Annotated in this window: 14 protein-coding genes and 1 riboswitch; of the genes, 9 read left to right on the top strand and 5 right to left on the bottom strand. The window is 36.4% G+C overall.

Going from position 1 to position 14,540, the window contains the following annotated elements; translation table 11 throughout:
* Positions 1 to 129: 129 nt before the first annotated feature.
* From AC1DKZ_RS06795 to AC1DKZ_RS06785, 3 genes are all read right to left on the bottom strand, one after another.
* Complete coding sequence (locus tag AC1DKZ_RS06795; protein ID WP_476995838.1) at positions 130 to 1,458, bottom strand: (Fe-S)-binding protein; 1,329 nt, start codon at positions 1,456 to 1,458, stop codon at positions 130 to 132.
* Positions 1,455 to 2,867 (bottom strand): glycolate oxidase subunit GlcD, encoded by a 1,413-nt coding sequence (gene glcD, locus AC1DKZ_RS06790; RefSeq protein ID WP_404445718.1) that lies wholly within the window; start codon positions 2,865 to 2,867, stop codon positions 1,455 to 1,457. Before glcD ends, AC1DKZ_RS06795 begins: the two co-directional genes overlap by 4 nt.
* A 116-nt stretch (positions 2,868 to 2,983) precedes the next feature.
* On the bottom strand, positions 2,984 to 4,099 hold the full coding sequence (locus tag AC1DKZ_RS06785) for a CdaR family transcriptional regulator (RefSeq protein WP_002140915.1): 1,116 nt from the start codon (positions 4,097 to 4,099) through the stop codon (positions 2,984 to 2,986).
* 136 nt (positions 4,100 to 4,235) lie between these two features.
* On the opposite strand from AC1DKZ_RS06785, the gene AC1DKZ_RS06780 reads away from it, so the two are divergent.
* From AC1DKZ_RS06780 to AC1DKZ_RS06740, 9 genes are all read left to right on the top strand, one after another.
* Positions 4,236 to 5,207, top strand: coding sequence for a YncE family protein (locus AC1DKZ_RS06780; protein ID WP_476995837.1), 972 nt, complete (start codon positions 4,236 to 4,238; stop codon positions 5,205 to 5,207).
* On the top strand, positions 5,204 to 5,875 hold the full coding sequence (locus tag AC1DKZ_RS06775) for a response regulator transcription factor (protein WP_002126137.1): 672 nt from the start codon (positions 5,204 to 5,206) through the stop codon (positions 5,873 to 5,875). Before AC1DKZ_RS06780 ends, AC1DKZ_RS06775 begins: the two co-directional genes overlap by 4 nt.
* Before the next feature lie 3 nt (positions 5,876 to 5,878).
* Entirely contained in the window at positions 5,879 to 7,279 is a 1,401-nt protein-coding gene (locus tag AC1DKZ_RS06770) for a sensor histidine kinase (RefSeq protein ID WP_476995836.1), read from the top strand.
* 229 nt (positions 7,280 to 7,508) lie between these two features.
* On the top strand, positions 7,509 to 8,198 hold the full coding sequence (locus AC1DKZ_RS06765) for a FadR/GntR family transcriptional regulator (RefSeq protein WP_201053587.1): 690 nt from the start codon (positions 7,509 to 7,511) through the stop codon (positions 8,196 to 8,198).
* A gap of 166 nt (positions 8,199 to 8,364) precedes the next feature.
* Positions 8,365 to 9,084, top strand: coding sequence for a (Fe-S)-binding protein (locus AC1DKZ_RS06760; protein ID WP_476995835.1), 720 nt, complete (start codon positions 8,365 to 8,367; stop codon positions 9,082 to 9,084).
* 16 nt (positions 9,085 to 9,100) lie between these two features.
* Positions 9,101 to 10,522 carry a LutB/LldF family L-lactate oxidation iron-sulfur protein gene (locus tag AC1DKZ_RS06755; RefSeq protein ID WP_002011586.1) on the top strand — a complete coding sequence of 474 codons (1,422 nt, stop codon included), beginning with the start codon at positions 9,101 to 9,103 and terminating at the stop codon, positions 10,520 to 10,522.
* Positions 10,522 to 11,232 (top strand): LutC/YkgG family protein, encoded by a 711-nt coding sequence (locus AC1DKZ_RS06750; RefSeq protein ID WP_002126142.1) that lies wholly within the window; start codon positions 10,522 to 10,524, stop codon positions 11,230 to 11,232. The genes AC1DKZ_RS06755 and AC1DKZ_RS06750 overlap by 1 nt, the downstream gene beginning before the upstream one ends.
* Positions 11,233 to 11,344: 112 nt before the next feature.
* Positions 11,345 to 12,067 (top strand): prepilin peptidase, encoded by a 723-nt coding sequence (locus AC1DKZ_RS06745; protein WP_242309976.1) that lies wholly within the window; start codon positions 11,345 to 11,347, stop codon positions 12,065 to 12,067.
* A gap of 14 nt (positions 12,068 to 12,081) precedes the next feature.
* Positions 12,082 to 12,393: a cyclic-phosphate processing receiver domain-containing protein gene (locus AC1DKZ_RS06740; protein ID WP_476995834.1), complete on the top strand. Its 312-nt coding sequence runs from the start codon at positions 12,082 to 12,084 to the stop codon at positions 12,391 to 12,393.
* A 27-nt stretch (positions 12,394 to 12,420) separates the two neighbouring features.
* Here the strand turns inward: AC1DKZ_RS06740 and AC1DKZ_RS06735 are convergent, their stop codons facing one another.
* Positions 12,421 to 13,272 carry a formate/nitrite transporter family protein gene (locus AC1DKZ_RS06735; protein WP_002011581.1) on the bottom strand — a complete coding sequence of 284 codons (852 nt, stop codon included), beginning with the start codon at positions 13,270 to 13,272 and terminating at the stop codon, positions 12,421 to 12,423.
* A 209-nt stretch (positions 13,273 to 13,481) separates the two neighbouring features.
* Complete coding sequence (locus AC1DKZ_RS06730; RefSeq protein WP_113936968.1) at positions 13,482 to 14,276, bottom strand: TerC family protein; 795 nt, start codon at positions 14,274 to 14,276, stop codon at positions 13,482 to 13,484.
* Positions 14,277 to 14,352: 76 nt separating this feature from the next.
* Positions 14,353 to 14,527: riboswitch (yybP-ykoY riboswitch) on the bottom strand.
* Positions 14,528 to 14,540 lie beyond the last annotated feature (13 nt).

The following is a 14,540-nucleotide window of genomic DNA, read 5'->3' as shown; positions in this document are numbered from 1 at the left end:
CAAAACTGTAATGTTTCTGTTGTTCTTTTTTATAATAAAGTAACATATTTTTAATGTTGTAGCAGACAAAAAAGCGGCTATCTCTTTACATAGACGAAGGAGATAGCTGTTTTCCTATTATTACGTATGTTACGAGTTGGTTTCAATTGCTTCTAATAATAGATCTACAATGTGAATTCCTCTCATTTTATGAGAAAGATCTTCTCGTTCAATACCTAGTTTCATTTGTAATAGACATCCAGGATTTGCAGTAACAATTGTCGCTGCCTCTGTTTCATGCACACGGTCCATTTTGTAATCTAGAAATTCCATTGATAACTCTGAATGAACAATATTGTAAATACCAGCAGAACCACAGCAACGGTCCGCATCTTTCATTTCGCGGTATGTTGCGCCTTGAATGGCTTCTAGTAATGTACGAGGTTCCGAAGATGTTCGCATAACATTGCGTAAATGACAAGAGTCTTGATACGTAATGATTTGCGGCGTGAGTCGTAAGTCATTACGTTTATGGAAATCTAGTTCTACTAGTATGGCAGTAATATCTTTAATTTTAGAAACAAATTGCTTTGCACGTTCAGCCCATTTGGGATCATCTTTTAACAGATAATCATAGTCTACGAGGTAAGCTCCGCAACCACCTGCATTCGTAATAATATAGTCGATGTTTAAATCTTCGAATGCTTCTATATTTCGCTTCGCTAATTCTTTTGCTCCACTTTTTTCACCAGCATGTCCGTGTAATGCTCCGCAACAACTTTGTGTTTTCGGAATAACGATATCACAACCAGCAAGTTGAAGAAGTTTCATCGTTGCGTTATTTGTTTCTAAAAACATCGTATCCATTAAACAGCCTGTGAAGAATGCAACTTGTTTCTTCTTTGCCACCTCAGCAGGTAAAAATTCAGGACGATCTTTCATTGCTTTCATTTTAGGGACTTTTGGCAAAACGAGGTCCATCGTTGCAAGTGTTTCAGGGAATAACTTCATAATACCTGTTTTATGTGTTAGCGTTTGTAAACCAGAACGCTGGTAAAATCCGATTAGTCCTGTTAATGTTCGCATTCGGTTTTGATGCGGGAATAGTCCTTCAAAAACAACTTTACGAACAGCTCTCACGGGCATGGAGAACTTTTTATTTTGATTAATAATATCACGAGCTTCTTCTAATAAATGTCCATAATTCACACCAGATGGACAAACAGGTTCACAAGCGCGGCAGCCAAGGCAAACATTTAATGTATCTTCAACATCTTCATCCGGCTCAATTAAACCATCAGCGACGGCTTTCATTAAGGCGATACGTCCGCGTGGGGAATGTGATTCTTTATACCCAGATTGAATGTAAGTAGGGCAAGTTGGTAAACAAAAGCCGCATCGCATACAGTTTAGTAGTTCATCTTCACTTAATCGTTCTTTAAATTCCTTTTGAATGTTTTCTTTATTTAATGTGGTCATCGCTCAACCACCACTCTTTTACGAGAGTCTTTCGCGAACATCTTTCCAGGATTCATAATGTTGTTTGGGTCGAAGGCTTGTTTAATCCCTTGCATAGCAGCAATACCTTCTTTACCTAATTTCATTTCTAAATACGGAGCTTTCATTGCGCCAACACCATGTTCACCAGTAATCGTACCACCAAGCTCAATCGCTTTCGCAAATATTTCAGCAAAAGCTTGTTCGGCACGATGCATTTCTTCTTCATTACGGGCATCTGTCATACAAGTTGGATGCAAATTGCCATCACCAGCATGACCAAAAGTACAAATAGGAATATTATATTTCTTTGCAATTGCATTAATTGCTTCAACCATTGGAGCGATTTGTGAACGTGGTACAGTTGCATCTTCTAATATTGTTGTCGGTTTTAGTCTTGCAAGTGCTGATAGTGCACTACGGCGTGCTGTACGAAGCGCATCTGCTTCGGCTTCATCTTTTGCAATGCGAACATCGACCGCATTCATAGCACGGCAAACGTTAGCCATTTTTTCAATATCTCGATTGACAACCTCGGGCGGGCCATCTTGTTCAATTAATAAAATTGCTTTGACATCAGTTGGTAAACCGATTTGTGCAAACTCTTCTACAACTTCAATTGTCGGTTGATCTAAAAACTCAAGTGTCGCAGGAATGATTTTATTTGCAATAATAGCAGAAACAGCTCGAGCAGCTTCGTTAATATCTTCATATAGCGCAAGCATCGTTTTCTTCGTTTCAGGCATAGGGACAAGTTTTAATATAGCTTCCGTAACAACACCAAGTGTTCCTTCAGAACCAATAAATAAACGAGTTAAATCATAACCAGCTACATCTTTTGCTAATTTACCGCCAGTGCGAATGATATCGCCGTTCGGTAAAACAATTTTAAGCCCCATTACATAATCACGTGTTACGCCATATTTTAAACCACGTAATCCGCCGGAGTTTTCATTAATGTTACCGCCGATTGTAGAAATTTTCATAGAGCTTGGATCTGGTGGATAAAATAAACCTTTTTCTTCTACTGCTTTAATAATATCAAGTGTAATGACACCAGCTTGTACGGTAATTGTTAAATTCTCTTCATCAATTTCTAAAATATTGTTCATATGGCGGAAAATAAGGACGATACCGCCTTCTAGTGGACAAGTTCCTGCACAAAGGTTTGTTCCAGAACCACGAACATACACAGGGATTTTGTGAGCGTTACATACTTTTAACACTTCAGCTACTTCATTTGTATTACGAGGAGCAATGACTGCATCAGGCATCGCTTGGAAGTTTGGAGTGGCATCATAACTATAAGTTAAACGCCCCATATTGGATGTATCTACATTATCTTCGCCAACAATAGATACGAATGAATCAATAATTTGCTTTTCTAACATTGGAATCCCCCTCAAACTGTTAACGTATTTCGTCATAATAAAAAACGTTGTAACAGTGCTTTCATTATAATGATAAAAAAGTTGGGAGATTCTTTCTATGTACAATCATCTAAAGATTAATCTATTTTATCGTTATTTTTTGTGTGATTATCTAATAAGAGGAGTGCGAAGTATAAAACATTTAAATCTTTGAATTGTTTCGGGTCAAGTCCTGTATGTTCTTCAATCTTTTTTAGCCTGTAATGCAATGTGTTAATGTGTATATGTAATTGCTCAGCTGTCTGCTTATAAGATTGGTTATAATCGATAAATAAACGTAAAGTGTGCATAAGCTCAGGAGATGATACTAAGTTTTCAATGGTACGCTCTAGAAACTGTTCTCGAGTTTCAGTAGAAATATCTTGTAAGCACATTTCTAAACGTAAATCTTCATTAAATACAATTTTTTTCGTTTCAAGTGATACTGAAAGGGCGCGTAATGCTTGTTCGTACGATAAGTTCATATTGCTTGGCGTAACTGTTTGTCCAATCCCGATATATAAAGTAATAGAAAATAAAGTTTCACAGTCTTGTTTTAACCGTTTTAAAAATTGAAAGGTTTGCTCTTTGGATTGGATTGTTGTAAACAAAATAAACCGATCATTTCCCCAGCGAACAAATAAATTTTCTTTTGCTAAAATGTTGCGCATATGTTGCCAAATTTTACGCTGGAGCATCGTATTATCTTGGGCGATTGATAATAAAATAAGTTGTTTCTTCTTATATAAATCAATGCCAAGCGTTTTTGCACGATCGAGAAAACTTGGAGACCAGTCTGTATTTTGAAGCCAATCAAAGACAAATGCTTCATAAGAACGGTGCTCAAGTTCTAGTTGTTCTAAAAAGTAGTTTTCATGAATTAATAATTCGGTCATCTTACGTAATATTTCTCCGTATTGTGAAATATTTTCAGGTTCTCCTGTAATTCCAATCACGCCGATTACTTCGTCATGGAATAGTAAAGGAAGATTCATCCCAGCTTTTACACCTTGTAGTCGTCGTTCATCATCTTTTGTAATAATGACAGTTTTTTTTTGTTTCGCACAGCGGAGTGCACCTTCATGAAATTGACCGATTCTTTCCGCATCTGTACTTGCGATAATAACGCCTTGTATATTAATAATAATAATGTTTTCAGTAATTAATCTGCGTACTTCACGTACAATTTTATTCGCTAAATCAGGAAAAAGCATAATTTGCACACCTCAAATTCTATTTGTTGTACATTATATATGTAAGTTTATTAATAAAGGAAGATTTCACATTTTCCACACATTTATTTGTTACTTTACAATTATAACGAAATCATCCGAAGATGGAGGGAATCTTTTGAGAAAGTATGTTTTTCTTCTCTGTTTTTTATTTCTATTAGTAGGGTGTCAAGGAAGTTCGTATACACCGATTGCTAAAGATAAAAGTGTTATTATAACAATGAATATAAAGGAAGGTAGTATTAGTTTTATTGATAAAAAAACAAAGAAGCTATTAACAACATGGGAATTAAATGAGCCGATTGCGGGGGGGACGCTACTTCCAAATGGCGAAGAAATACTTGTTTATGGTAAGCAATTAGAATATATGTATGTATATTCACTAGCAGAAGGAAGACAAGTGGACAAATATAAGACTGGAAAAGGAATTGCTAATGTTATCGCATCAGATGATGGAAAACAATTATTTGCTGCCGATCAAAATGAACAAAAGGTAAGGTTCTTTACGATAAAAGGAAAAGAGACAGGGAGTGTTTCAACAGGAAAAGGGCCGATAACGATGGTAGAGCATCATAACCAGTTATCAGTACTCAACTTTTATGATACGAAACTAACGACCATTGATACAAAGAAAAAAGAAGTGATACAGTCCTTTATGATTCCACCAGCATCAACAGGAGCAACGGTTAGCGCTGATGGGAAAGAAATATGGATTGGTGGACATGGTGATGGAAGTCAAGTGAATGAGAAAGTATTAGTGTATTCTTTACAAAGCGGAGAGATGATGCGTTCTTTACATGCTCCGTTTATGCCTGTGAATATAACAAAGGATGATAAGTATGTATATGCGCTAAGTCACGGTTCAAATACGCTTAGAAAGTTTGATGCAAGTACGTATCAAGAGGTAGGATTTGCAGAAGTAGGATCTAATCCATTTGCATTTTTGAAAAGCGGGGCAGAAGGATATGTAGCTAGTTATGATAGCGATGAAGTATGCGTAATGGATATGAAGAATATGAAAATAAAACAAACAATTAAAGTCGGAAAAGGACCGTTTCAACTCATAGAGAGAGAAGGGGAAGGACAATGAGTAAATATAACGTGCTAGTCGTAGATGACGAAAGTGATATGAGGCAACTTGTCGGAATGTACTTAGATAACTTCGGATACGAGTGGGGAGAAGCTGAAAATGGAAAAGAGGCACTTCGAAAATTAGAGACGGATCATTACGATTTCGTTGTACTAGATATTATGATGCCTGAGATGGATGGGCTTTCAGTTTGTAAAGAGATTCGAAAAACGTCGGATGTACCTATTATATTTTTAACAGCAAAAGGTGAAGAGTGGAATAGGGTGAACGGCTTACGTATGGGAGCAGATGATTATATTGTAAAGCCATTTAGTCCCGGGGAACTAATTGCTCGTATGGAAGCTGTTTTAAGACGATATACAAAGCAAGAACAGCAAGAAGAGATTCAATTTGGACCGATTCTTATTAATGAAAAAAGTAGGAGGGTCGAGACGAATGGTGAGACGATTCCTCTTACGGTAAAAGAGTTCGATTTACTATATTTTCTTTGCCAACATAATGGACAAGTATTTAGCCGGGAACAATTGCTTGAAAAGGTGTGGGGATATGATTATGCAGGAAGTACAAGAACGGTAGATACGCATGTGAAAACGATGCGTCTAAAGCTAGGAGAAAGTGGAAACTACATTCAAACCGTTTGGGGTGTAGGTTATAAATTTGAGGTGTAACGTATGTTTACGATGGTACAAAAGCTTTGGCTTACAGTAGTATGTGCAGTATGTGTAACAGTTTCCTTTCTTTATTTTGTATCTTTATACTCATATGAAAAGTTATACGTTGATAATTTAAAAGATTCATTAGTAATGGAAGGGAAACGTCTTGCCACGCAATATGATAAGAGCGAAGGAGTATCCACTTTTGAAGAGAAAGTAAGGGCATATGATCAAATATCTAGTTCAGATGTCCTTTTCGTATACAATCCGCGTGATTTAAGCGCATGTTTGCCTTTTGATGTTCACCATCATTCTCTTATAAGTGAAGGGGATAGACAGGCACTATTAGATGGGAAAACTGTGACAAAGATAGGGTATGAAGAACATTTTGATCGTAATATTATGGGTGTTGTCATCCCTGTTTTAGATAATAAAAAATTAGTTGGTATTGTATACTCTTATATTCCTTTAAAAAGTATAAAAGACTTAATATTTGATATGGGTCTTATTTTAGCGCCGTTAGCACTTGCAATGATTTTAATTACAATATGGATTGGTAGAAAAATTATTATCGCCATTACGAGACCGCTTTCGCAAATGGAACGAGTTGCAAATCATTTGGCTACTGGAGATTTCTCAGAGCGGATTACAATTTCTTCAGAAGATGAAATTGGACGATTGGGAAAAGCCTTTAATAAAATGGCAAATTCCTTAGAAACAGAAGATGTAAAGCGTAAGGAATTTTTAGCTAATGTTTCGCATGAACTTAGAACACCGCTTAGTTATATTAAAGGATATAGTGAAGCTATTTTAGACGGTGTAGCGAAGGGGCCGCAGCAGGAAAAAGTAACGCAACTTATTCATAAAGAAGCAGGTCGCATGCAGCGCCTCGTTCATGATTTATTAGATCTAGCGCAGCTAGAAGGTGAACACTTTCCCCTAAAGAAACAACCTATCGTTTTTTCACAGCTTATTGAAGATGTACTAAATACGTACGAGTTACAGTTTGTAGAAAAAACCCTTCGTATTTCAACGAATTTAAATCCTGAAATTATCGTAATGATTGATGAGGATCGTATGCAACAAGTACTTCATAATGTATTAGATAATGCGATACGTTATACAAATCAAAGCGGGGATATCATAATAACATTAAAGCAAATCGATGATTATTGTGAATTGCACATAAAAGATACAGGAATAGGTATTGATAGAGAGCATTTAGAAAATCTGGGGGAACGCTTTTACCGAGTAGATAAAGCGAGAAGTCGTCAACACGGTGGAACAGGTTTAGGTCTTGCAATTGTAAGGCAAATTGTTCATATACATGACGGTGAGTGGAGAATAGAAAGTGAAAAAGGTAAGGGCACGACAGTTAGTATTAAATTAAAAGCACAAGATGAGGAGAGCATATTCTAACTTTTGGAATATGCTCTTCATATTGAAGCTAAATAGTTACGCGTAAATGTATTAATTAATATCAAACAAATATCAAAAATTTGACTATTTTATGAACAAAACATTTGTACTTCTTACTAATTCGTTCTAAAATAGTTATGGATGCTAAGTTCTTATAAAACGTTACAATTGTTGTTTGGAAGATACTGAGGTGATTTAACTGGAGTACAAATCTATTAAACCGAAAAAAATTTACGAAGAAGTATCTGAAGCTATTTTAACAATGATTAAAAATGGTACGTTAAAACCTGGTGACAAACTACTTCCTGTTCATCAATTAGCTGAGCAGTTTCAAGTTGGCAGATCTGCTGTTCGTGAAGCGCTAAGTGCGCTAAGAGCAATGGGCTTAATTGAAATGAAACAAGGGGAAGGTACATATGTAAGGAATTTCGATCCTTCTTCATTAACAAAATCACTAAATAACAAGTTATTAATGAAGAAAGAGGATATTTTGAATTTATTAGAAGTACGGAAGGTGCTCGAAGTGGGGGCAGTTCGAGCGGCAGCAGCAAAACGTACGGAAGCTAATTTGCAAAATATGAAGCAGTGGTTAGATGAAATGGCAAAGAGCATTGGAGATGAGAAGGCTGGCGAAAAAGCAGACTTTCATTTTCATATGGGAATTGCAGAATCTTCGCATAATAACATCTTGCTTGAGCTCATGAATCATGTTTCAGAGATGATTGCTGAAACGATTGGTGAATCAAGACGCATTATTTTATATGGTGAACAAACAACATCAGAACGACTTTTAGAAGAGCATCAATCTATATATGATGCGGTGTTAAAGCAAGATGTGGAATTAGCGCAGCAAGCGATGCTAGATCATTTAACAAATGTAGAACATATTGTCACAGGTAAAAGCGATATAAATTCGTAATTTAATCTTTTAAAAATCTAATTTTCTGATAAAATAGAGAGATTAAGTAAGCGTTTTCTTTAGAAGGGGGAGAGGATAGGCCATGGTTGAGCCTACTTCTTCTAATCTTAGTCATCTGATGACCATATGATTTTTGGCGGAGTTGTAATGAGGGGGAATTATAGTTATGAGAGTTACTTTATTTGTTACTTGTTTAGTCGATATGTTTGAAACAAACGTCGGTAAAGCAACAGTTGAAGTATTGGAGCGTTTAGGTTGTGAAATTGAATTTCCAGAAGCACAAGTTTGTTGTGGTCAGCCTGCTTATAATAGCGGCCATGTAGAAGCAGCAAAAGAAGCGATGAAACATATGATTGAAACTTTCGAAGATGCAGAATATATCGTTACGCCATCTGGATCTTGTGCGACAATGTTTCATGAGTATCCGCATGTTTTTAAAGATGATCCGAAGTGGGCTAAACGTGCACAAAAGGTTGCTGATAAAACATATGAATTTACACAATTTATTGTAGATGTTTTAAAAGTTACAGATGTTGGTGCAAGTTTACCAGGGATAGCTACTATTCATAAATCTTGTCATATGACACGCCTGCTTGGAGTAAAAGAGGCACCAGGAATTTTATTATCAAGCGTAAAAGGATTAATTGTGAGAGAACTGCCGAACGTGCAAAATTGTTGTGGGTTTGGGGGAACGTTTTCAGTTAAGATGAYTCCAATTTCTGAGCAAATGGTAGATGAAAAAGTAGATAGTGTAATGGAAACAGGTGCTGATTATTTAATCGGTGCAGATTGTGGGTGTTTGTTAAACATTGGCGGACGTATTGAGCGTTTAGGAAAAGAAGTAAAAGTAATGCATATTGCTGAGGTCTTGAATAGTCGCTCATGAAGGGGGAACATAAGCTATGTCTATGAAAATCAGTGAGAAAAAATTTAATGATCGCGTTGGCGATGGAATTCAAGATTCGTTTATGCGCGGAGCGGTATCTTCTGCACAAACGCGTTTATATACAAATCGATTAAAAGCAGCTGACGAGTTGGGAAACTGGGAAGAGTGGCGTGAACTAGGTGAACAAATTCGTCAACATACGTTAGAAAATCTTGATTATTATTTAATGCAGCTAAGTGAAAATGTATCAAAAAGAGGCGGTCACGTTTACTTTGCGAAAACGAAAGAGGATGCAGCAAAGTATATTCAAGACGTTGCAAAAAAGAAACAAGCGAAGAAAGTTGTAAAATCAAAATCAATGGTAACTGAAGAAATTAGTATGAATCATGCCCTTGAAGAGATTGGTTGTGAAGTGTTAGAGAGTGACTTAGGAGAGTATATCTTGCAAGTAGATAACGATCCACCATCACATATTATTGCGCCTGCACTTCATAAAAACAGAACGCAAATTCGTGATGTATTTAAAGAAAAACTTGGATATGAAAATTCTGATGATCCATACGAAATGACAAAGTTTGTTCGTAAACAACTTCGTGAGAAATTTATGGATGCAGAAATTGGTGTGACAGGTTGTAACTTCGCTGTTGCAAATACTGGCTCTCTTTGTTTAGTGACGAACGAAGGTAATGCCGATCTTGTCATGTCGATTCCGAAAACACAAATTGCAGTAATGGGTATGGAACGTATGGTTCCGACAATGGAAGAATTAGATGTTTTAGTTGGTTTACTATGTCGTAGTGCGGTAGGTCAAAAATTAACAAGTTATGTAACAGTAGCAGGACCAATTCAAGAGGAAGAGGTAGATGGACCAGAAGAGTTTCATTTAGTCGTTGTTGATAATGGCCGCTCTCAAATTCTTGGATCGGAATTCCGTTCAATATTGCAATGTATTCGTTGTGCCGCTTGTGTTAACGTATGTCCCGTATATCGTCACGTTGGTGGACATTCGTATGGATCTATTTATTCAGGACCAATCGGTGCGGTATTAACACCACTTTTAGGTGGTTATGACGATTACAAAGAGCTTCCTTATGCATCTAGTTTATGCGGAGCATGTACAGAAGCTTGTCCAGTAAAAATTCCATTACATGATTTATTATTAAAACATCGTCAAGTCATCGTTGAGCAAGAAGGTCGTGCCCCACTTGCAGAAAAATTAGCAATGAAAATGTTTAGTATGGGTGCTTCTTCAGCAGCTTTATATAAAATGGGATCGAAAATGGCACCGGCAGCAATGAGTCCATTTACATCTGGTAACCGTGTATCAAAAGGTGTTGGACCACTTAAAAACTGGACGGATATTCGTGAATTCCCAGCTCCAAGTAAAGAACGATTCCGTGATTGGTATAAAGATCATAAGAAAGGCGGGGACAAATAATGACAGGATTAATTCAAAACCGTGAGTCCTTTCTAGATAATATCGCAAAAGAACTTGGGCGCGCGCGTAAAACAGAAGGCGTAGAACGTCCAGCATGGAAAAGTAATGTGAATGTAGAAACGTTAAAAGATTATTCACAAGAAGAATTGTTAGAAGTATTTAAAAAGCAATGTACAAACATTCATACAACTGTTGTGGAAACGACAAACGACCGCTTACGTGAAGATATTCAAAAAGTAATCGTTGAAAACGGCGGAGGACCTATTATATTATCAGCAGATGAACGTTTTGATTCCTATGGATTGACTTCTTTATTTAAAGAAGAGCTTCCAAAGCAAAATGTTGAGGTAAATGTATGGGATCCTGAGAAAAAAGAAGAGAATATGCGTATAGCGGAAAAAGCGAATATCGGTATTGCATTTAGTGATTATACTTTAGCTGAATCTGGTACGATTGTTGTACAAAGTCATAAAGGACAAGGGCGTTCTTTACACTTTTTACCGACTGTATACTTTGCTATTATTCCACGTGAAACACTTGTACCGCGTATTACACAAGCAGTTCAACATATGAACTCACGTGTGGAAAAAGGTGAAGCAGTCGCATCTTGTATTAACTTTATTACAGGACCAAGTAACTCTGCGGATATTGAAATGAATCTTGTTGTCGGAGTACACGGGCCATTAAAAGCAGTATATTTCATCGTATAAAATAGGGGAAAGCAGGCCGGAAAACGGCCTGCTTTTTTAATAGAATAAAGATAATATGAAGTAGAAGTTCTCTCCTTTTTTTGTTATGTTCTTTTGGAAAGGAGAGGAAGGGATGTTCACTTATTTATATGCATTGTTAATAGGTATGGTGTTTGGTTCTTTTTTTATGGTGATTGCGATGAGAGTCCCAGTAGGGGAATCTATTATTACACCGCGTTCGTACTGTCATTACTGCAAGTATACGTTACAGCCGAAAGAACTTATTCCAATCATTTCATTTTGTATACAAAAAGGGCGTTGTACGAATTGTAAAAGGAAAATCTCAAGTTTGTACATAGTATTTGAATTTGTTACAGGCAGTTTATTTTTTCTTACTGTATATGTAATTGGAATGGAACGAGAGCTCATCATCATTTTATCGCTTTTTTCGTTACTTCTAATTATTTCAGTTACAGATTTAGTATATATGCTAATACCTAATCGTATTTTAATTTGGTTTGCGCTTTTGCTTATTTTAGAATGTATTTTTGTACCGTTAGTTACTTGGATAGATAGTTTAGCTGGCAGTGGAACTATATTCATTTTGTTATATTGCATGCAAAAGATTTATCCAGATGGTCTTGGCGGAGGTGATGTAAAATTACTTTCGTTACTCGGATGTATAGTCGGAGTGAAAGGGGTTTTTATAACTTTATTTTTAGCATCCTGCTTTAGTCTTTGTTTTTTCGGAATAGGTATAGCGCTAAAGCGTATAAAAATAAGAACTCCAATTCCGTTTGGACCTTTTATTAGCCTTGGAGCAATATGTTATGTGTTGGTCACATATGCAAAATAGAGAGGAGATAGAAAATGAATGTATATATGGATGATCAAAGAAGTTGCCCATACGGATATGTTTTGGCAACTACAGTAGAATCTGCCTTGCAAATTGTTAGGGACAATGAGGTGAATATTATTTCCCTCGATTATAATATGGGATGGCGACAAAAAAGTGGGTTAGATTTCGTAGAAGCTTTCTGCAACGAAGGTTTATATGCTAATGAAATTCACCTTCATACAAATGATGTTATCGGTATGCATCAGATGAAAAAGAGCATAGAGAGAGGGAAGGAAAACGGGGAAATCAATCCTTATATTGCCTTGAAATATGTAGGGAGCTAAAAACTCCAAAGTGAAACTTTGGAGTTTTTAATGTTTCATATGTGCTTGTAAAGGAATAATTTCCTCTGTTTGAGCTCCAACTAATTGAGTTTTCTCTTGTTCAACAACAGGTGCTTTCTTTGTTAAGTAATGATATACCATACCGACAAATACGGATCCGCCAATAATGTTACCGATTGTAACTGGAATTAAGTTATGAATAGCGCCCGCAAAAGAAATTGTCTCAGGATGTGGTGATACTAAAGATAAAGCAAACAGTGATAAGTTAGCAATGCTATGCTCATAACCAGATAAAAAGAAAGTGAAAACGAGCATCATCATCATTAATATTTTGGCTGTGTCACCTTTCACTTGAGAAGGTAAGAAGCAGGCAAGACATACGAGCCAGTTACATAAAATCGCTTTAAAGAATAATTGCATTGTAGGTGTATTCATCTTTCCTTCAACAACTTTATTCATTAAATGACTGTGATCAATTGCTTCGAAAATTCCAGTTGCGTAAAATAGTAAGGCAAAGAATAAAGCGCCAGCTAAGTTACCTGCATAACAAGCAACCCAGTTGCGAAGTGTATCAGAAATCGTTGTTTCTTTTCTTAAAGTTGCCACTGTGAAGTACATCGTATTGCCAGTAAATAATTCAGCGCCGCCATATATAATAAGTACGAGAGCAATTCCGAAAAACATGGAGGAAGCTAAATATGTTGCTGGTGAATCTGCAATATGAAAAAAGTTACCTAATTTAAAACATAGTACAATAATAAAACCGATATAAATGCCCGCAAGTGCAGCACGAATGAAATATTGCATTGGATTTATATCTAGCATTTGTTTTTTGCTCTTAGCCAGTTTTACAACGTAATCTAATCCTTGTTCTAGCATGAGTAATACGCTCCTTTAATACATCGTCTATAAATACTCCTTATATGAATAAGGTACATGGATTTGCTCATAGTTTCAATAAGTTTGTGCAATGTTTCACAAAAAGGACATACATCTAGAAGGGAAGCGCTTACAAAAAGTAGTATAATGGAATTTTTTCTAAAAATAGAGAGGGGGATTGAAACGAGAAAAAAGAAAAAGCGCTGTAATTACAGCGCTTTTTCGTCTAAATTCTTTTCTACTTTTACTTCTACTTCTTTCGAGAAGAACCAACCGCCAACTGCGATTCCAACTAATACAATCCAGAAAGTAAGTTTCCACGGAGTAGATGTTGGGAATGAATGCGGAATTACATTTAATGCAGGGTGTGCTAATGTATAAACTGCTAATTTCACACCAACCCAACCTACAATTAAGAATGCTGCAGTTTCAAGTCCTGGTTTACGTTTTAAAATTTGTACGAAAGCAGTTGCTGCAAATCGCATAATGATTAATCCGATAAGTCCACCTACAAAGATAACAATGAATTGTCCAGTATCAAGACTACCGATTGTACCTAATCCTGTTTTCGGTAAAGTCATTGCTAATGCAACAGCAGCTAAAATTGAATCAACTGCGAAGGCGATATCAGCAACCTCGACTTTAAATACAGTCCACCAAAAGTTCTCTTGTTTTTTCTTTGCTTCTTTTTCTTCTGTTTCTTCATCTGAATTCTTTTTAACATACGTTTTAAATAAGTGATTACCAGCGATAAACATAAGGTAAATTGCACCGATTGCTTGCACTTGCCATACATCGACTAGGAACGAAATCATAAATAGTGATCCGAATCGGAAAACGAACGCTCCTGCTAATCCATAAAATAGTGCTTTCTTTCGTTTTTCTTCTGGTAAATGTTTTACCATAATTGCGAGAACGAGAGCGTTATCAGCCGCTAAAATCCCCTCTAGTGCAATTAGGATGAGTAATACCCAACCATACTCCAATAATAATGATACATCCATGTAAATTCTCCTCTCATTTCTATAAAGTCTAAACAAGTGAAGAAGTTCCCACTGTTTAGTTTCCCCATACTCCTGCGCATCAACGGTGGAGGAAATTTGAAAACAAAAAAGACCTCTGCCGTTGATAGGCAAAGGTCTTGCTAGACATATGTAATGAAAATGCCAACAAAGCCGGAAGAACTAAGTTCTACGTAATGACGACTTTGTTTCCAAGAAATAGTTCTTGGACGCTACTCCCCTTTGGAGATATGCTATTGTACTCTC

This window comes from Bacillus sp. 05T21 (genome assembly GCF_056396785.1).
Note: the sequence above shows the minus strand (reverse complement) of the source record. Positions and strands in the feature narration are given on the sequence as shown.